This window comes from Variimorphobacter sp. HTMS_6, assembly GCF_059717775.1.
Window position 1 is genome coordinate 3,863,441 of the sequence record NZ_AP046094.1, and the last position, 19,060, is coordinate 3,882,500.

At 36.7% G+C, this 19,060-nt stretch carries 20 protein-coding genes and 1 tRNA gene (1 of these 21 only partly in view); 18 read left to right on the forward strand and 3 right to left on the reverse strand.

Features of this window, described 5'->3' with window-relative positions; translation table 11 throughout:
• Positions 1-36: 36 nt before the first annotated feature.
• Positions 37-2,382, forward strand: coding sequence for a P-loop ATPase, Sll1717 family (locus AC6IWN_RS17435; RefSeq protein WP_497989174.1), 2,346 nt, complete (start codon positions 37-39; stop codon positions 2,380-2,382).
• Positions 2,383-2,576: 194 nt separating this feature from the next.
• Positions 2,577-3,347 (forward strand): hypothetical protein, encoded by a 771-nt coding sequence (locus AC6IWN_RS17440; RefSeq protein WP_497989175.1) that lies wholly within the window; start codon positions 2,577-2,579, stop codon positions 3,345-3,347.
• Between the two features lie 960 nt (positions 3,348-4,307).
• Here the strand turns inward: AC6IWN_RS17440 and AC6IWN_RS17445 are convergent.
• Positions 4,308-4,378 (reverse strand) — tRNA-Gly (locus AC6IWN_RS17445).
• A 264-nt stretch (positions 4,379-4,642) separates the two neighbouring features.
• On the opposite strand from AC6IWN_RS17445, the gene AC6IWN_RS17450 reads away from it, so the two are divergent.
• On the forward strand, positions 4,643-5,482 hold the full coding sequence (locus AC6IWN_RS17450) for a peptidoglycan DD-metalloendopeptidase family protein (RefSeq protein ID WP_497989177.1): 840 nt from the start codon (positions 4,643-4,645) through the stop codon (positions 5,480-5,482).
• A 75-nt stretch (positions 5,483-5,557) separates the two neighbouring features.
• On the opposite strand, the gene AC6IWN_RS17455 is transcribed toward AC6IWN_RS17450, so the two are convergent.
• Complete coding sequence (locus tag AC6IWN_RS17455; protein WP_497989179.1) at positions 5,558-6,073, reverse strand: transcription repressor NadR; 516 nt, start codon at positions 6,071-6,073, stop codon at positions 5,558-5,560.
• A 195-nt stretch (positions 6,074-6,268) separates the two neighbouring features.
• Here AC6IWN_RS17455 and AC6IWN_RS17460 point away from each other — a divergent pair, with 195 nt between their 5' ends.
• From AC6IWN_RS17460 to secF, 13 genes are all read left to right on the forward strand, one after another.
• Entirely contained in the window at positions 6,269-6,541 is a 273-nt protein-coding gene (locus AC6IWN_RS17460; protein WP_497989181.1) for a hypothetical protein, read from the forward strand.
• Positions 6,542-6,579: 38 nt separating this feature from the next.
• Entirely contained in the window at positions 6,580-7,404 is an 825-nt protein-coding gene (locus tag AC6IWN_RS17465; protein WP_497989183.1) for a M15 family metallopeptidase, read from the forward strand.
• A 136-nt stretch (positions 7,405-7,540) separates the two neighbouring features.
• Positions 7,541-8,569 carry an HD-GYP domain-containing protein gene (locus tag AC6IWN_RS17470; RefSeq protein WP_497989185.1) on the forward strand — a complete coding sequence of 343 codons (1,029 nt, stop codon included), beginning with the start codon at positions 7,541-7,543 and terminating at the stop codon, positions 8,567-8,569.
• Positions 8,570-8,583: 14 nt separating this feature from the next.
• Positions 8,584-10,164 (forward strand): DNA polymerase III subunit gamma/tau, encoded by a 1,581-nt coding sequence (gene dnaX / locus AC6IWN_RS17475; RefSeq protein WP_497989187.1) that lies wholly within the window; start codon positions 8,584-8,586, stop codon positions 10,162-10,164.
• 106 nt (positions 10,165-10,270) lie between these two features.
• Positions 10,271-10,624, forward strand: a complete 354-nt coding sequence (locus AC6IWN_RS17480; protein ID WP_497989188.1) for a YbaB/EbfC family nucleoid-associated protein — start codon at positions 10,271-10,273, stop codon at positions 10,622-10,624.
• Complete coding sequence (gene recR, locus AC6IWN_RS17485; protein ID WP_497989190.1) at positions 10,624-11,220, forward strand: recombination mediator RecR; 597 nt, start codon at positions 10,624-10,626, stop codon at positions 11,218-11,220. The genes AC6IWN_RS17480 and recR overlap by 1 nt, the downstream gene beginning before the upstream one ends.
• A gap of 12 nt (positions 11,221-11,232) precedes the next feature.
• Complete coding sequence (locus AC6IWN_RS17490; protein WP_497989192.1) at positions 11,233-11,415, forward strand: DUF6472 family protein; 183 nt, start codon at positions 11,233-11,235, stop codon at positions 11,413-11,415.
• A gap of 380 nt (positions 11,416-11,795) precedes the next feature.
• Positions 11,796-12,281 carry a hypothetical protein gene (locus AC6IWN_RS17495; protein ID WP_497989194.1) on the forward strand — a complete coding sequence of 162 codons (486 nt, stop codon included), beginning with the start codon at positions 11,796-11,798 and terminating at the stop codon, positions 12,279-12,281.
• A 20-nt stretch (positions 12,282-12,301) separates the two neighbouring features.
• Entirely contained in the window at positions 12,302-12,427 is a 126-nt protein-coding gene (locus AC6IWN_RS17500) for a hypothetical protein (protein ID WP_497989196.1), read from the forward strand.
• Between the two features lie 167 nt (positions 12,428-12,594).
• Positions 12,595-12,975, forward strand: a complete 381-nt coding sequence (locus tag AC6IWN_RS17505) for a hypothetical protein (RefSeq protein ID WP_497989197.1) — start codon at positions 12,595-12,597, stop codon at positions 12,973-12,975.
• 139 nt (positions 12,976-13,114) lie between these two features.
• The gene (locus tag AC6IWN_RS17510; protein ID WP_497989199.1) at positions 13,115-13,537 is read left to right on the forward strand and encodes a hypothetical protein; all 423 of its coding nucleotides are present in this window, start codon (positions 13,115-13,117) and stop codon (positions 13,535-13,537) included.
• Between the two features lie 33 nt (positions 13,538-13,570).
• Complete coding sequence (locus tag AC6IWN_RS17515) at positions 13,571-14,857, forward strand: preprotein translocase subunit SecD (RefSeq protein WP_497989201.1); 1,287 nt, start codon at positions 13,571-13,573, stop codon at positions 14,855-14,857.
• On the forward strand, positions 14,847-15,818 hold the full coding sequence (gene secF / locus AC6IWN_RS17520; RefSeq protein ID WP_497989203.1) for a protein translocase subunit SecF: 972 nt from the start codon (positions 14,847-14,849) through the stop codon (positions 15,816-15,818). The genes AC6IWN_RS17515 and secF overlap by 11 nt, the downstream gene beginning before the upstream one ends.
• A 286-nt stretch (positions 15,819-16,104) precedes the next feature.
• Here the strand turns inward: secF and yyaC are convergent, their stop codons facing one another.
• Positions 16,105-16,689 carry a spore protease YyaC gene (yyaC, locus tag AC6IWN_RS17525; protein ID WP_497989205.1) on the reverse strand — a complete coding sequence of 195 codons (585 nt, stop codon included), beginning with the start codon at positions 16,687-16,689 and terminating at the stop codon, positions 16,105-16,107.
• A 343-nt stretch (positions 16,690-17,032) separates the two neighbouring features.
• Between yyaC and AC6IWN_RS17530 the strand changes: the two genes are divergently transcribed.
• Positions 17,033-18,331, forward strand: coding sequence for a LysM peptidoglycan-binding domain-containing protein (locus tag AC6IWN_RS17530; RefSeq protein ID WP_497989207.1), 1,299 nt, complete (start codon positions 17,033-17,035; stop codon positions 18,329-18,331).
• A 183-nt stretch (positions 18,332-18,514) separates the two neighbouring features.
• Positions 18,515-19,060, forward strand: partial view of a DUF5711 family protein gene (locus tag AC6IWN_RS17535; RefSeq protein ID WP_497989209.1) — the 5' end (the start) only. It continues 630 nt past the right edge of the window; only the first 546 of its 1,176 coding nucleotides appear in the window; the start codon lies at positions 18,515-18,517; the stop codon falls past the right edge of the window.

Here is a 19,060-nt window from a genome sequence, read left to right on the forward strand (position 1 = left end):
CTATGCTAAATAATAATTTATATTGAGGTGAATTTTATGGATGAAATACAAGGATTTTTAGCATATTCTAATGAACCTAAATCATTAGAAGAAACACTAGAAGCTGCTATAATAAAATTAAATAATACACACGTATTTGATATAAGAAGTTGGAAAAGTATGAATATTACAGGTAAAATTATCATAAAACAAATTTGTCTTGAAATAAGTAATAAAGATATATTTATTTGTGATTTAACTACTATGAATTATAATGTACTTTTTGAATTGGGTTATGCTATAGGGAAAAATAGAAAAATATTTATATTGCTTGATAAAAACATACTAAGCGCGAAAAAACAATTTGATACCTTAGGGCTACTAAAAACTATTGGCTATATATCATATTCTAATAGCTCAGATATTATGAATTCATTATTAAAGTACAATTATGACGAAAAGACAGATAGTCTAATTGAGACTATTGTTAAGTCTATGAATTCATACGATGATGTACCCAATGTATTTTACTTAAAGAGTTTAGTAGAATCAGAAGCATCAATTAAATTAGCAAGAACGGTGAGTGATCAAAAGATTAAAGTAACTATGGATGATCCAGCTGAAACAAGTAATAGAACTCTTTCTTGGTATATTGAAAGCTTATATAAATCAAATGGAATCATAGCACATTTATTATCAGATGATCATGAAGATAAAATTATACATAATGCGAAATCATCATTAATATGTGGAATTGCATATGCTTTAGATTTACCGGTATTAATGTTGGCTCATAGTCCTTTCGTGTCTCCTATTGATTATAAAGATATTATAGAAGTACATGAAACGGCTGCTGAATGTCAAAAAATTGCTGAAGAATGGTTTGAAAATCATCGCGATAAATTAAATGAAGTTAAGTCGTATGAAAGATATACAAGAGATGAATTAAAAGCGCAAAATGATCTACAAAAGTTAAATATAGGTGATATAGTGGCGGAGAATGAAGTTAATCTTTTGACTGAGTATTTTGTTCGCACTACATATTTTGAGGAAGCGTTAAGATCAAATCATACTATCTTTATAGGGAGAAAAGGCTGTGGAAAGACAGCTAATTTAATAAATTTAAATAATGAGTTAGATAATAATCATAATCATGTATGTATAATTAAGCCAGTAGCATATGAAATAGAAGGTGTATTAGATGTTTTACGTAAAGATTTATCAAGAGCCGAAAGAGGTTATTTAGTTGAAAGTTTGTGGAAATTCTTAATATATACTGAGTTGGCAAAAAGTGTTTATAGAAAGTTGAAAGATAAACCGGCTCATTACCAATTTATGGCAGATGAAAAAAGTATTATAGATTACGTCGAAAAAAATAAAAATATTATTTTGCCTGAATTTTCCGTTCGATTAGATTATGCAATTGAACAATTAAAACAAAAAGAGCTTAATACTTCATTAATAGAACAGAAACAACGCATAAGTGAATTATTGCATAATAATATAATTAATAGATTAAGAAATGTGGTAGGAAACTATTTAAATAAAAAAGAGAAAGTAGCAATTTTAGTAGATAACTTAGATAAGGCATGGAATATTAATACGAATATAGAATTAATGAGTGAATTTATTTTTGGATTACTTGATGTTGGTGATTCGATTTTAAAAGATTTTTCGCATGAAGATCATTGGAGACAACCGGCTAATATATCACTCATAATTTTTTTGAGAGATGATATTTTTAATCAAATATCTAGGTATGCACCAGAAAAAGATAAATTACCAATTAAGAAAATTTTATGGGAAGATCCTGAAGTTTTATTAAGAGTAATTGAAGAAAGAATGTATTCTGATGAGCAAAATATTAATGTATGGAATAAGTATTTTACTAAAACTGTAAAGGGACAAAATCTTAAATCCTATTTATGTGAATTTACTATTCCTAGACCAAGAGATATGGTTTATCTTGTTAAGGAATCATTAAGTAATGCTATTAATAGAAAGCATTTAAAGATTGATGAAAAAGATATTATAGATGCACAAAGGACGTATTCACAATTCGCATTAAATACACTTATAACAGAAAGTGGAAGTCAAATATCAAAATTAGAGGATTTTTTATACGAATTTGCTGGCTCTAATGAAATTATATATCAGGACGAAATTATAAGTTTCATCGAAAATTGTAACCTTGATTTATCTAAATCTAATGAAATTATACAGTGTTTGTGCAACTTATCTTTTTTGGGTATTGAAACAAATGAAAACAGTTTTACTTTTATTTATAATGAAGAAGACTTTTCTAGGTATAAGGTAATGTCTAAAAAGTTAGTAAAGTCAAGTAAAAAAATTAGATATAAGATACATAAAGCGTTTCATTCATATTTGGAAATTAAAATGTAAATCAATATAAAATGTAAAAAATAATCAAACGATATATCTGACAACCTACAGTTGAAAATTCTATTTCATGAGAAGTCCATTATCCACATAAAAAAATGAAGAACTTATGGGGATGTTGTACTTCAAAAATTAATTAACATTAATAATATTTGAGAAAATCTGACTTATATTATCATATTACAAAGGAGGAAGAAATGGGAAGTCAAATAGCTAACTATTTATCTACTAATTATATTGAGGTTATTTTTGGAGGTATATTTTGCATTATAGGCGTTATTTTGGGAGCTATATGTGGTGGTAAAAAGGAAATTCAATCTTTGAGTAATTCAACTACGATTAAACAAATACAAATTTTAATAATTAATAAGTATAATCAGCCAGTTCCAGAAAAAAAAATTGTGAAAAATTACAATACTAAAAGCTCAGATGACTCAAAAGAAACACTAGGGATGTTACTTATATCAGGTATTGTTGCTGTAACTTTATATGTGAAATTTCATAATGAAATTATGACAGGCATAATAATTTTTAATCTTTTTACAATTTTATTATTATTGACATTGGTAATATTATTAAACAGAAGTAATCAGCTTGATAATATGAATAAAATGTGGTCTTTTATGTGTTTAGTGATTATAATATATAATTTTGTCTCGCTAATTATTATAAATAATCAGGATTTAACAATAACAGAGGGTATAAAGAGCTATTCTCGAATAATTACATATGTTGGCGGTTTTATTTTCCAGTTAATTCCCAACCTAATACTTTTATGTATTATTATTTATTTAATATCACTTAATACTTTTTTAAAGAAGGTCAATAAAGTCAACCGATTTTTGATTAATAAATTAAATTTTATTACACAAAAACCAAAATTTATAATTGGTTTTATTTGTATAGTTATAATTATTTCAATTATTTTTTCATCAGGATTATATTATAGTTTATTTCAGAGAGGATGAATTAGGTTAACGTGATTTGTGTCATAAAATAATATATTCTGAAAACCCCACAGTTGGAGTGCTAGAATCCATTGTCTGTAATAGATTTGCAACAAAAATAAAATATAAGCTACTTACTTATTATAAGTTTATAATGAGATAAGTACGTTTATATACTTCACGTAATTATTGAAACCTAATTTTGTTTGCTAAAACAAACATTTCGAAAAAGTATCCGCTTAGAACCTAGCTATGGCTGATATTCTAAGAAGTATTGTAGATAACTGGGATTAAAGTGATTCCAAAAACCGTGGAATTACATAGAAAGAATTCACAATTGACTGAGAGCGCTTGCATATTCGCCCCTATTCACTTTTACAATTACCTAATTAGAATCGTATAACCTAGAAACCAAGGATCATAAGTCCTTTCAAATTAGGTTCAATATTAAATTTTCTATAGAGGAAACTGGGAATCAAAAAGTCTTACCCAAAAGATGGAAAGGCCTCGGAACAATAAAAGATGCTCACCAGTGGATTCCCATTTTATTCTTCCTGACTCACTTATATGTATCACATAATAAAAAAGTAGTAGTAGCACTCAAACCCAGTGCCACTACTATTTTTAGTCATTCGGATAACGGGTAATCGAAACGTCTTTCCGAAGACCCCGGAAAGACGTCACAAGAAAAAGACATTTCGCCAGAGGGCTCATGCTTTTTCTTGCAGTGTCCACTTTTTATGGTCTATCCACACAAAATAAAAAAGGTCTAAGCCACATAAAACATGTGTCCTAGACCTTTTCTATTTTAAGCGGATAACGGGAAAACCCTGATTCCGAAAACACCGGAATCACGTAGGAAGAATAAAACACTCGCCAGCTGGCTCCTGTTTATTCTTCCCGACTCACTTATATGTATCACATAATCAAAAAAGGAACTATAGCTCAAGAAAACCTGAGCCTTAGTTCCTTTTCTGATTAAGCGGATAACGGGAATCGAACCCGCACTGCAAGCTTGGGAAGCTCGCGTTCTGCCATTAAACTATATCCGCATAACTCAATTTTACTCAAGTGGCATAAATTGTCAACCCAATTCGACCAAATTTATTCAAAATTGTAATTTATCTGAGACTAAAATTTGTTTAAATGGAAATAATAAGGTATGTAAATTACAACTTTGTTTCTAAGGAAAGCCAACCGAGGAAAAACGAAGTGTAACCTCATACGCATTGCTAGGGGAAGAAAATAATTCAACTAGGTGTATGGAAAACGTATAAATAAATTTTTACAGAGAGAATATTGGTGAGGTGATTACAGTGAAGAAGAACAAATTTAGTGAGTTTTTCAAGGGAAAAGGGTATTATGTGTTATTGTTTATCGGTGTAGTTGCGATTGCAGCAGTTGCCATCATCGGATCACAGTTGTCAGCAAAACAAGGTGATCAGAATTATGTCAATTTGAACGAATCGGACACAGCCAAGAATGATAATAATCAAGTGGCTGACAATAAGCCGGTAACAAAGGCGCCTACAAAGGATCAAAATACTACGAAAAATCCTATAACAAATGAGAACCAGCCGGTGAATAACAATGCAGCAGAGCTGGAGGGTTATAACGAAGGCAAGACCGGAACAAACAAACCACAGGTTGGCGACACCAAAGGAAATGCAGTTGAAACATCAGGCAAGAATGTAAAAAATGATTACAAGGCTGAATTAGCGAAGTTGACATTCAAGTCTTCAGACGGATTGGTTTGGCCGGTAAGCGGTAATGTTCTTATGAACTATAGTATGGATCATACTGTATATTATGCAACTTTAAAGCAATACAAAGTAAATCCGGCTATCATAATTGATGCAAAGGTTGGCAAGGAAGTAAAATCCGCAGCAAGAGGTGTTGTAACTAAAATTGATGCGAAGAATGATGAAACCGGTTATACCGTTACCGTAGGTATCGGCTCCGGCTATAATCTTACCTACGGGCAGCTTGATAAGAAGAGCGTATCCTTAAAGGTTGGCGATGTTGTTCAAAAAGGTGCTGTAATTGGTAAAATTGCGAATCCGACTAACTACTATGTGGTTGAAGGAAGCAACTTATACTTTGAGGTTATGAAGAATTCCAAACCTGTTAATCCTATGTTGCTATTAAAAGATTAAGCTTATAAAAAACGAGTAGAATGATTCAGGGATTGCCTTGAATTGTTCCACTCGTTTTTCTTTTGATATACTTTGTTATGATTCTATTAGGTAGCCCTTTTTCTTCAATGCTCTTTCGATTCGATCTAACATCTCCTGTGATTCTGCTTCTACGGTGTGACGGTGGATACCGTCTGTTAATTCCTTTAGCGGAATAATCTTTTTGTCATGAACCTTTTTCACAAAATCATAAACATCCTGTCTGTTTCGTATAATTAATGCAGTAGTGATATCGCCGTAGATCTCATGGGTCACAAGTACATCCAGTATCTTGCCGCCGTTATCGACGATGGTGCATAGTTCATCTTCTATCTGCTCATTGGTATGTTTTACTTTGAATATCTTTTTAACCATGGAGGATTCGGATTGAACCAGTAAATATCCCCTCGTGGTAGCGATAATATTAATGTCAGCTGCACGCAGCAGTGCTATATCCTGAACAATTACCTGGCGGCTAACACCAAGCATACGGGACAGCTCACCTCCGGAGATGGGTTCCCCATTCTCTTTTATAATTTTTATCAATTGTTCCCTGCGTTTGCTTCCCTCCATTAGCGTCTCCTTCTCATCGATCTATCAATGGATTGCTTGGTTGACGAATAATGTGATGAACATATATAATACTAGTAATGTGTAAGCACATCAACCCATTAATATTACAAGCCTTGATAGCATAATTATATACTGCGAGGCAGGGATTGGCAATGCTTTTTGATGTGAAGTATACCGTGAAGAGAGGATAGGAACATGTTTCGTTTATGGGCAAAAGTTTTTAAGGATAACCGCATGGTTAAGGATATGGTAGTGTGTGATGACAGTAAGGATGTTCGTAGAACTCAGAAGGTTTTTATGGCCATAGATGAAATCTGCAATACATATGATTTGTCAAAGCCGATTTGGCTAAATGTTACTATAGAGGATTTTAAAAAACACGATAAGACAAGGTTTACCAAGGATAATTTTATTGAATCGATTGACTTTGATTATCTGGAGATACATGTGATTGAGGAAGACGACTAAGGGACTCCGGAACCGTAAGGGGAAAGGCTTGGTGGCTTATGCGTAAGACAATCATTGCAATGGGGTTTCTGCTTGCGATAATCCTACTTGTACTAAACCTTTTACCAAAGGATAAGACTGTGGCAAAGCAGGATAATAGGGACGGGATTACATTAACACCGTCAATAAACAAGGCGATGAAGGCTATTCACACCCCCACTCCTACGATTACAAAGCCTATAAAGCAAATAATTCAAGGGAATAAGGAGGAGAAATCCGCGGAGGCATCGAATCAGGATATAGTTGATTTTTACTATGAGAGAATACCGACATCTGTTAAAACAAGAATAATGGGGAAATCCTATGGTGAGAATTGTGATGTGCCCATGGAGGATTTACGATATGTCTCGGTTCTCTACTGGGGCTTTGATAATCAACCCCATAGGGGAGAAATGATTGTAAATCATAAGATAGCATCGGATACGGTTGACATTTTTCAGGAGTTATATGAGAAGAAGTATAAGGTTGAGCGAATGGAACTCGTGGACAATTACGACGCGGACGATAATACATCCATGGCTGCGAATAATAGCTCCTCATTCAATTACCGTAACATTGATGGGACAAAGAAAATATCTTTGCACAGCTATGGCTTAGCGATTGATATTAATCCTCTCTATAATCCCTATGTGAGAGGGAGTGGGGACAACACCGTAATCACTCCGGTTAATGGCGTGAAGTATGCAGATCGATCCCTGGATAATCCGTATTATATTAAGAAGGGTGACATCGCCTATCAGGCATTTATTAAGAGGGGTTTTACCTGGGGCGGAGAGTGGAATACCCAGAAGGATTATCAACATTTTCAGAAAACCTTTGACTAATCAATCTAGCATAATCTCTTATGAACCAGTAGTTTATGGTCATAGATGACAACACAAATCATTGTTTTAAAAACAGAGCTATGGTATAATATCGCGTAAGTGAGCCAAATCTGTTTTGTAAGGGGGTGGCGGATGGATGCATATATTCTTAGCGGATTATGAGAGTGAATTATATCAGTTTTCGGAGCATGCTTTGAAGGAACATCATAAGGTGCTGCCACTACCGGAGGATGATAGGCTTCTGCCGTATTTTAAGAGTAACTCGGCGGATGCGTATATACTTATGCTTACCCAGGGGGATAACAGAGCATTTCGAACTTATGATATTCTAAGGAGAATTCCGCAGGTACAGCATAAACCGATTCTGTTTCTTGCGAAGGAACCGATGCAAGAGGTGGAGAAGAGAGCACTTTTGGCTGGGACGGATGATTATCTGACGATGCCCATTACTCCACAATTGCTGCTCCATAGAGTCAATACCCTAATGCAGCTGGCGAATCTTCGAAAGAGGAAAAACTATGTGGATTCCTACGAGGAGGAGATCTCCGTTATCTTTGCAGAACTTATGGAATGCAGAGATATGGATACGGGAGATCATCTGAAGAATACCACGAAGTACTTTAAGATCCTATTAAATGAGGCTTATCAGGAACAGCGGTATAAGGACATCATATCGGAGGAAGACTATCATGATGTGGTGCGTTCTGCCATGCTTCACGATATCGGAAAAATTGGTATATTGGATGGTATTTTGCGTAAGGAGAGTAGCCTTGATTATGACGAATTTGAGCATATGAAAACACACACCACACTTGGAAAGCAGACCTTTGATAAGATCATTCTGGAATCGGGAGGATCGAAGTGGTTGTACCTGGCAAGAGATATGGCCTATTATCATCATGAACGCTGGGATGGTGTCGGGTATCCGGATGGCTTGAAGGGTGAAGAAATTCCATTTTATGCGAGAATGCTTACGATTGCGGATGTGTATGATGCACTTACCTCTGACCGAATCTATAAACAGGCATATTCCCATGAGAAAGCAGTAGAAATGATTCGGGACGGTCGGGGAACTTCCTATGACCCGGATTTGGTGGATATGTTTATTAAGGTAAATAAGCGTTTTGAAGAACAATTGAATTTTTCTCGATACGCCAGACAATAGAAAGGAAGTAGCCTATGTCATATACGGCGCTTTATAGAAAGTTCCGCCCGGATAATTTCTTGGATGTGAAGGGACAGGAACACATAGTAACTACATTAAAAAATCAGGTAAATGCGGATAGAATTGGACATGCTTATCTGTTCTGTGGAACCAGAGGAACTGGTAAGACGACGATTGCGAAGCTGATGGCAAAGGTCGTTAACTGCGAACATCCGGTGGACGGCAATCCCTGTAATGAATGCAAGATGTGCAAGAGTATTGCTGCAGGGAACTCAATGAATGTAATTGAAATCGATGCTGCCTCTAACAACGGTGTGGATAATGTACGTGAGATTGTGGAAGAAGTAAGGTATTCTCCTACGGAAGGTAGATTTAAAGTATATATTATTGACGAGGTTCACATGCTGTCCGCGGGTGCGTTCAACGCACTTCTTAAGACAATTGAAGAGCCGCCGTCCTATGTTATCTTTATTCTGGCTACGACAGAGGTTCATAAGATTCCGATTACGATTCTCTCAAGATGTCAACGATATGATTTTAGACGTATTACAATCGATACGATTACGGAGCGATTGGTAGAGCTAATGAATACAGAGAATGTTGAGGCAGAGGAGAAGGCGCTTCGTTATGTCGCAAGAGTGGCAGATGGCTCCATGCGTGATGCCTTAAGCTTATTGGATCAGTGCATCTCATTTTATCTGGGTAAGAAATTAACCTATGATAATGTGTTGGAGGTACTGGGTGCAGTAGACACGCAAGTGTATGCGAGATTACTGGGCTATATCCGTTCCCAGGATGTTGGGGCATGTATTAAGCTGTTAGAGGAGATAGAGAATCTCGGGCGTGAGCTGGGTCAATTTACGATAGATTTTATCTGGTATATGAGAAATCTTTTGCTAATCAAGACAACAGCAGATGTATCTGAGGTTGTCTTTGAGATCTCGACAGAGAATCTTGAGGTGTTAAAGCAGGAGGCGAATCAAATCGATGAGCAGTCTCTGATACGATACATCAGAATCTTTTCTGAGCTATCCAATCAGATTCGATATGCTACCAGAAAGAAGGTTATGGTAGAAATCGCTTTGATTAAGCTATGTAAGCCGGAGATGGAGCAGAACCTGGAATCAGTAAATGCTCGTCTACGTCTTCTGGAGGAGAAGCTTGAGAAGGGCGTGGTGGTTAGTGCGAATGCTGCACAGGTTACAACCGGTGCATCCCAAGTACAAGAACCTCAAGAAGTAGAAGTACGACCAACCATTTTACCGGATGCAGTTCCGGAGGATGTGAAGGAAGCAGCCACAAAGTGGAGGAATATCGTAACACAGATTGCAAAGAAATCTCCGTCACTGGGGCCGGTACTAAACACTGTAACACTCAGTGTGGATGGAAATGCATTGTTGCTGGTGGTCAAAGATCCGTATGATAAGGATATGCTTGATAGAGAAAATCACATGCAGCTGATTAAGGATACGATTGGTCAAGTGATTCAAAAAAAGGTTCAGGTCAACACCCGTTATCTGGATCGCAATAAAGATAAGATGAATGAGGTTCCAGACTTATCAAAGATTATTAAGGTACCGATTGAGTACGAGTAATAATATGCTACGATTATAATAAAATAAGGATACAATAAATCATATAGTTGTATTATTATAATAGAAATATAAATTAAAGGAAACGATTTGAAAGGAGTTTAAGAATATGGCTAAAAGAGGTGGATTTCCGGGTGGAGGCGTTCCGGGAAATATGGGTAATTTAATGAAACAGGCTCAAAGAATGCAAAAGCAGATGGAGGATAAAACCAAAGAGCTTGAAGATAAGGAATATGAAGCAACAGCTGGTGGTGGCGCGGTAACAGTTAAGGTATCCGGTAAAAAGGAAATCGTATCTGTGAAACTTTCTCAGGAAGTGGTTGATCCGGATGATGTTGAGATGTTAGAGGATCTGATTGTGGCAGCAGTAAATGAAGCACTTCGTAAAATGGAAGAGGAGTCCTCTTCTGTTATGGGTCAAATTACAGGCGGACTGAACGGTCTTGGAGGCTTTCCTTTCTAATGGATTACTATAGCAGGCAAATAACGAAGTTAATAGAGGAATTGTCAAGGCTACCGGGAGTTGGAGCCAAGACAGCGCAAAGACTTGCATTTCACATAATTAATATGTCTGAAGAGCAGGTGGGCAGTCTTGCAGATTCAATCGTAGAGGCGAAAAAAAATATTCACTATTGTAAGGAATGTTTGACCCTTACGGATAAAGAGCTTTGTCCGATTTGTTCATCACCAACTAGAAATAAGAAGTTGATCATGGTGGTAGAGAATCCGAGAGATCTGGCCGCTTATGAAAAAACCGGCAAGTTTGACGGGGTATACCATGTTCTGCACGGGGCTATTTCTCCGATGTTAGGCATCGGGCCTGCGGATATCAAGCTCAAAGAGCTGATGCTGCGTCTTCAAGGTGATGTTGAGGAAGTGATTATTGCTACCAACTCGAGCCTAGAGGGTGAGGCAACTGCGATGTATTTGAGCAAGCTGATTAAACCGGCAGGGATTAAGGTGAGTAGAATCGCCAGCGGTATTCCGGTGGGCGGAGACCTCGAATACATAGACGAGGTTACGCTGCTTCGAGCATTTGAAGGTAGAGTGGAACTGTGATAGGAGATAGATATGGCAGGTATAACAAGCTGTGACAGCTGTATGAATTATGTTTATGATGAGGAATATGATTGCTATGAATGCCAAATCAATCTCGATGAGGATGATATGGGTAGATTCTTAAGCTACAGCGAATTTAGCTGTCCGCATTATCAATTCCAAGACGAATACAAAATAGTTAGAAAACAGATATAGGTTAATTGGTGTTCAATCAGTATCCAAGTTATATGATATATATGCAAAATTAAAGTAAAGTATAAGGGCTGACACGACAGCCAGATTCAATGATAAAACAGGCATAAGAGCCGGGTTGTTCTATTTTATTGAATTTATAACTTTCTTGGTAATACTTACGTTCGAATAAAAGCGATGAATTCTGGGAATCATTCAAGCTTTGATTTGAATGTTTAGTATTACCGAAAAGTTATAATATGATAATAAAATAGATAACTCGGCTCTTATGTCGTTTCTAGAATAAGTTTCTTGTTGTGTCAGCTCTTATTCTGCGCTTTGATGCTTTTTCGCGAACGATATCGAATTTTGTTGAATATATTGGAGTAGAAAGGAGGAGCATTATGCAGGAACGTTATTGGAAAAAGTTAACGGATAAGAGATACCGATTAATATATATTAATGAATACTATAATCAATGTATATGGGTACAGAGAGCAATCAATTTATTGCTGGCGATCACCTCCTCGGGAGCAGTTGCTGCATGGGCAGTGTGGAAGGAGTTCCCTGTTGTGTGGGCTGGCGTTATCGCGGTGTCCCAAGTGATTACTGCGGTGAAACCCCTTCTTTCTTATGAGAAAAGGATTGAAGTAATTCATGGCATGATCAATCAGATGACCTTACTCTGTGATGAGATAGAATCAAAATGGTTTTATGTTGCCAACGGTTCGATGACAGAAGAGGAGATTAACAATTTGTATTATCAATATGAGAAAAAGTGGAGTGATATTGAAACGAATAGTTTGAAGGGGGATAGTATTCCCGCTGATATACGACTGGCACATATCGCAGATATAAAGAAAGACGATTATTTTAAAAACGATTTTTAATATTACAAGGAGGGTTCATTGTGAGAGCTTTAAAATCAGTAAAAGCTGCTAACACTTCGGATGAAAGACTGAAATCAATTAATATACCTCCACAGGCGACGGTACCCAAGATGCCACCTGTTCAACCTCCAAAAAAGTCAAATTAAATAGGTAGGAGATATGATTGGCTGTTACTGTAGTAAATATGTAGCAGCCATTTATTAATATTTTGCCAAGTATTATCAGGAATGTTATAATGAATTTGTGTTATATCTTTTAGCTCTCTAGTTAAGTTTGTTAACTTTTAAATATGAGTCATAGAAAGGGGTGGAACATGGAGGTTAAAGTTTGCAAAAACTGTAGAAGATTATTTAAATATATGTTTGGTCCGGAATTATGTCCTGAATGTTCCAGAGTGGTATGGGAAAACAAGCAGGGATCTGCCGCAGCGGACAATTCCCCCGGGGTAAAAACAAGGATTCTTGAAGATGAAGAAGAATATGACAAGATAAAAGAATATGTTTTGACGCATCCCGGAGTTACCATAGCGCAAATATCGGAGGAAAACGGGATTACACCGTCAAAAATTCTGGAGTGGATCAGGGAAGAACGCTTGGAATTTTCAGAAGATTCCGGTGATGCATGGTTTGCCTGTGAGCGATGTGGAACGAAGATTCGCAGTGGTAGGCTTTGTGTTCGATGTAAGATAAAATAGTATGTAAGAATCCTAGATGAAGACACCGCCATTTCTATGGGCGGGGTTAACATGTTTTGATATATTTTGGTATACAAAAACAGCAATTTATGTTAAATTAATAAGGTACGATAATATTCTGAGAGGAGCGTGAGAAAGAATGTTGAAATGGAAGAACAAGCACCAAACTTTCATAGTTTTGTTATGCTTTATTTTTTTGTCCAATTTAATTCTCACCCCTATGATTAGTGGATTTGGACGAACATCAATATACAATGCAGTCCTTTCAGACGAGTTGAAACCGGAGTCCACTTCTATGACACCGGTAAATAAGTTTTCCTTAATCACATCGTACTATAACATGAATGATATATTAACTGAAGTGAACTACTCCTTCTCTCAATATACGAAGTTAGCACAAGATCGACAATTAATATTTAAAAGTTTATATATAATGGCTTTATTGCTGGCCGGTTATTGCGTTCTGTTGTCTTATCGAAGATGTTTCATGAAACCAACGGTTCGCCATATCCCGCTGCTGTCCATATCATTAGGTGGACATGCTCCACCGACTATAATTTAAAAGAGAAATTATAAAATATGAAAGGATAAGAAAATGAAAAAAAATAAGCCAGTATTTTTTATAGTATTAGTGATTGCATTACTTATGGCGTATTCGGCTATTTTCGGAGTTAACTTTAAAGTGGGTGACTCCAATTTTAAAATTCTTGGATCTCCGGATATGCGTTTTGGTACAGACATCCGTGGTGGTGTTAAAGCTGCATTCCAGCCGGTTGGACTTGATCGTAAACCAACCCCTGGGGAATTAGAATCCGCACGTTCCATTATTGAGGTTCGTCTTGATCAGAAGAACATCTTGGATCGTGACATCACGATTGACAAGGAACATGGATTTGTAATTGTCAATTTCCCATGGAAGACAGGAGAGAAAGATTTTGATCCTGCAAAAGCGATTAAAGAATTAGGTGAAACAGCACAGCTGAAGTTCACCAATGATAAAAAAGAGCTATTAATCGAAGGATCCCATGTTACGAAAGCAGCACCTGTTATGGACAAACAGAACGGCGGCTACATGGTAAGCTTAACCTTCGATTCAAAGGGTACAGAATTACTGAAAAAAGTCAGTACAGAGTATCTAAATAAAGAGATGGATATCTACATGGATGACAATCTTATTCAGTCTGCAACAATTCAAGCTGTGATTAGTGATGGCTCTTGTGTTATCGAAGGAATGGAGAACTATAATGCAGCAAAGGCATTAGCAGAGAAGATTAATGCAGGTGCCCTTCCTTTCTCCATGACTGCTAAGAATTACTCCTCCATCAGCCCTCAGCTTGGTGCAGGTGCATTAAACGTAATGGTTCAGGCAGGTATTATTGCATTCTGTATCATTAGTGTATTATTGATATTCTATTACCGTTTACCTGGTCTGGTTGCTGTTATCTCTCTGATTATTCAGATGTCAGGACAGTTACTGTCAATCTCCGTTCCGCAGATGACATTGACCTTACAAGGTATTGCTGGTATTATCCTGTCCATTGGTATGGGTGTCGATGCGAACGTTATTGCTTCGGAGAGAATTAGTGAAGAGATTAAGGCAGGTAAGAGTACCGCGTCCGCGATTAAATCCGGTTTCTCTAACTCCTTCTCCTCTATCTTTGATGGTAATATCACAGTATTAATCGTAGCATTCATCATGATGTTTATGGGTACAGGATCGTTATTATCCTTTGGTTATTCATTATTTACCGGTATTGTATTCAACTTCATTGCAGGTGTAACCGGATCACGTTTGATGGTATTCTCCTTGCATTCATTTAAGTTTTTGCAGAAACCGGCACTTTATACCTGCTGGTCAAGGAGGGTGACTTATGAAGAATAGTAATAAAATAATTCCGTTTTTCAGTAAACGATGGATTTACTTCACCATCTCTCTTACAATTATGGTAGTAGGTACATTATTTGCTATCTTTGAAGGAGTTCAGTTGGACATTCAGTTTAAGGGTGGTGCGATGCTCCAGTATACCTATGAAGGTAAGATTGATGAGAATGCAGCTTCTGATTTTGTGGAAAAACAATTAAACAGACCCGTAACAGCTAATATTACCCAAGACTATACCACAGGTAAGACGCAGATTGTATTCAACTTGGCTGGTAAGTATGGCTTAGATGCAAAGGATCAGGATGCTCTTAATGCATCGTTAAAAGAGAAGTTCCCTGAGAATAAACTGGACTTGAAACAAACAAATATGGTTGAGAAATACTTTGGTGATAAATTCTTCAAGAATGGTATTCAGGCAGTATTGCTTGCCGCTCTATTTATCGTATTATATGTATGGATTCGATTTAAGATGATGGGTGGTCTCTCCGCCGGTGTAATGGCGTTAGTAGCACTCGTGCATGACGTATTTGTCGTATTCTTCACGTGCGTCATATTTAAGATTCCGATTGGCGATTCCTTTATCGCCGTGGCGCTGAGTATTCTCGGTTACTCGATCAATGATACCATCGTAATTTACGACCGTATCAGAGAGAACACCAAGGCATTGGTGGGAGAATCCATTGAGAAAATCACTGACCTGTCTATTACTCAATCCATGATGCGTTCTGTCAATACTAATATTGCGGTTATGATCAGTGTAAGTATGGTTTACATTATTGCACATTTGAATAACATTGACTCCATAAAAGCATTCGCACTTCCTATGGCAGTAGGTTCCATCAGTGGTTGTTATTCTACAATCTGTATCGCTGGACCACTTTGGGTAATGTGGAAGAAGAGAAAAGGCAATACGGTTATCTTTGAAGAGAAGAAACCAGCTCAGAAGAAAAAATATTATTAATTAGAATATTGGATTAGAGTGTCAAAATCGAATATCATTATTTGCCATCGCCAATATGCATAAAAGCTTTTGCCACTCTAATCATTTTACAGCCTAACAACATAAAAAAGAGGGTATCAGTAAAGTCAAATATGACTTTACTGATACCCTCTTTTTTAGCCTCCAATTCCACTACGTACTTCATCCAAGCGGGAGCGTGTTGCAATGAAATATGTTTTATAGTACACATCCAATTCATATAATTATATTGAATTGACGTTTAACGTATGAGGCTTTTTAAACTTCTTTATTGCAACGTCAAGACTCGTAGCTTGCTAAAGCAGTAATTAATGGCGAGGCAGATTTGATCTGCCATGGACATCACCACATTTAAACGGGTGGTCTGCAAGAGCATATTATCAAAGTCACCTGAGAAGTTCACAATACCGGTGATAAAGACATCTCCAACCTCCGGCAGATCCTTATCCACACCGGCACCGGGCTTTAGTGGACCCTCACCGATTGTTATATATCCGATATGATTGGATTTTCCAAGCGACGCGTCAATTGCAATGATATACGCATCGTCATGTTTCTGATAGATCTTCTGGATCGTTTCTTTTAAGTTTTTCGCATGAACCGGCTCCTCCAGAGTACCATAGATAAATATGTTTTTATGCTTTCGATATTTTGTTAATTTATATCCGATGATTGGACCCAGACAGTCTCCGGTGGCTCGATCAGAACCAATGCATAAAAAGATAATTGCTTTATTTAGAAGAAATTGCTCTCTCAGCAAATCGGATAACATTTTGCCAAGATCAAATGCAATATTTTTATCGGAAGAGTTGAAATATGATACACTGCTTTTGCTTTTGAAAAAAATGCTCATTCTACCTCCACTTGCCCGTTTTGTACGGGCATATCGTTTCGTCATAACAAAATAAATTTCATTGTTTGTAGGTTAAGTATTACCAAATGTTTTATGTAATAGACACGGAAAACCAGATAACTTGGGATAATTATTGCATTTTTTACTCATTTTTCGTTGTTTGTCATCAATCCGCTTGAAAAAAAACAACCAATAAGGTGATTTACACATTTATTAAGTAGAATCTTGATGAAAAGTTATATTCTGGGGTAAACGCGATGTGACAAAATGCATGTCCTAAATATGCTATGATAAATTATATTTCAGAAAGCTCGAAATTATGTATGGAATAGGAGTGAGAATTTTGATAGAGACGATTTATAGCAATGATAATTCGGATTCAGATAGAGTGGGCAAGGCGCAGTCTTCCCTAAAGATGCCAAAGAACATAAGACAGGTGGGTAAGGGGAATAGTTTTAAGAAGATATATATTGAAGATTATGTTATGACCTACGTGAAACAATTGTCCGGAGAGGAATATACCGGATTAAATATCGCAGTACTGGTTGGCCAGTGTATCAGAACGGATAGCAGTAGAAATATATTCGTATCAGGAGCCGTAAAGGTGAACGATACCGGAGCAGATAATGAGATAACATTTACAAATGATACGTGGACGGCAATATATGAGGACATTAAGCAATATTTTTTAGATTGTGAGATAGTTGGATGGTTTGTTGGGGGACCAGGATATTTGCTAGAAGAGGACGAGAAGATTCTGCGAACTCATTTGAATAACTTCGGGGGGAAGGATAAGATTTTACTTACCTATGACTCTTTGGAAAAAGAAGAGAGTTTTTTATGTTATGAGAACAACCGCCTGAACAAACAGGAAGGTTATTACATATATTATGAGAAGAATGATGAGATGCAAACCTACATCATAGACCATAAAAAGCCAGAAAGCATAGAGGCTGAGTACGATGATAGAGTATCTAGGGAGATACGAACCACGATTCAAAGGAACACGGAACAAAAAGAGGAGGATAATAGTAAGCATGTAGCACGATTGATGTATGCTGCAGGAACGTTGCTTGCGATTGTTGTTCTGATTGTTGGTGCTGCGATGTTACGTAATTTTGATCAGATGAAGAATATGCAAAACACAATAGATACGTTAACTCATAATATGCAAAACTATCAGGGTGGTGTAGATAGTAAGGATGATGGGAAAAATTCTAACGTGAAAGATAGTGATAAAAATTCGGCGGATAAAACGGTAACTCCAAAAGTAACCGATAAACCGGTGAAGAATTCGGATAATAACCAAACATCTAATAATGGCGACGGACTGGATGTTGAAGTGGAGCCGGGGAATGTTAATCCGATTAAGGATGGCGGTACTAAAACAGCGAATAACACTACCAAGAATAATAATAGTGATACAAAAAGTCCCACAAAAAACAGCTCGTCTGACAAACCAAAGGGAAGCCAGACCTCAAAGCCACAGGTGAAGTATTATACGGTTAAAGAAGGTGATACCTTAGCAGATATCAGCCATAAATTATATAATACATATACGAAAGTGAAAAAGATAATGGAACTAAACGGTATTACTGATCAGGATCATATCAAGGTCGGACAAAAATTGATCGTCCCTTAATCGAAATGAAAACAATGGCGTACCGGTTTCGTTTAAGTGATATAATAATTGGGCTTTTGCAATGTCGCAAAAGCCTTATCTTTTTGGGTTATAGTCATTCTGAATTATATTAAGAAAAAACTAGTGTCATTATTTTGTAAATTTGTTATAATACACTCATGAAATTGGCTATGGGAGATTGCTATGGAGAGAGAAAATGAGGACAAGTCCGTCAGAGGATATGCCAGTCGTAAGAAACATTATAAAAGAACCAGAAATTTGCTGTTACTTATCCTGTTAGTAGTGGTATCGTTAATCGGTATCATTGTAACATGGAGTATATACAATCGAAATTATCACAATTATAAGGCGGTGAAATCCACACAGATCAAGGGTGAAACAACGGTAGGTTATTTGAGCTACGGAAGTTATATCATTAAATATGGTAAGGATGGCGCGATAGCCTACAATCGTGATGGTAAGGTGCAGTGGAATAGTTCATATAATATGTCCGACCCGGTTGCGAATGTGTGTGATAAGTACATTGTCATAGCGGATCGAGGGAAGAAGCAGGTTTGTATTTTTAATGCTAAGGGTTCGGTGGGGCAATATTCTACGGAATACAGTATCATTAAAGTCGAAGTCGGAAATCAAGGTGTGGTTGGTGCTCTGATGGAGGAGGGAAATAATAGCTATATCAAGTTGTATAGCGTGGAAGGCCGTGTTCTTGCTGTAATTAAAACCAGTGTG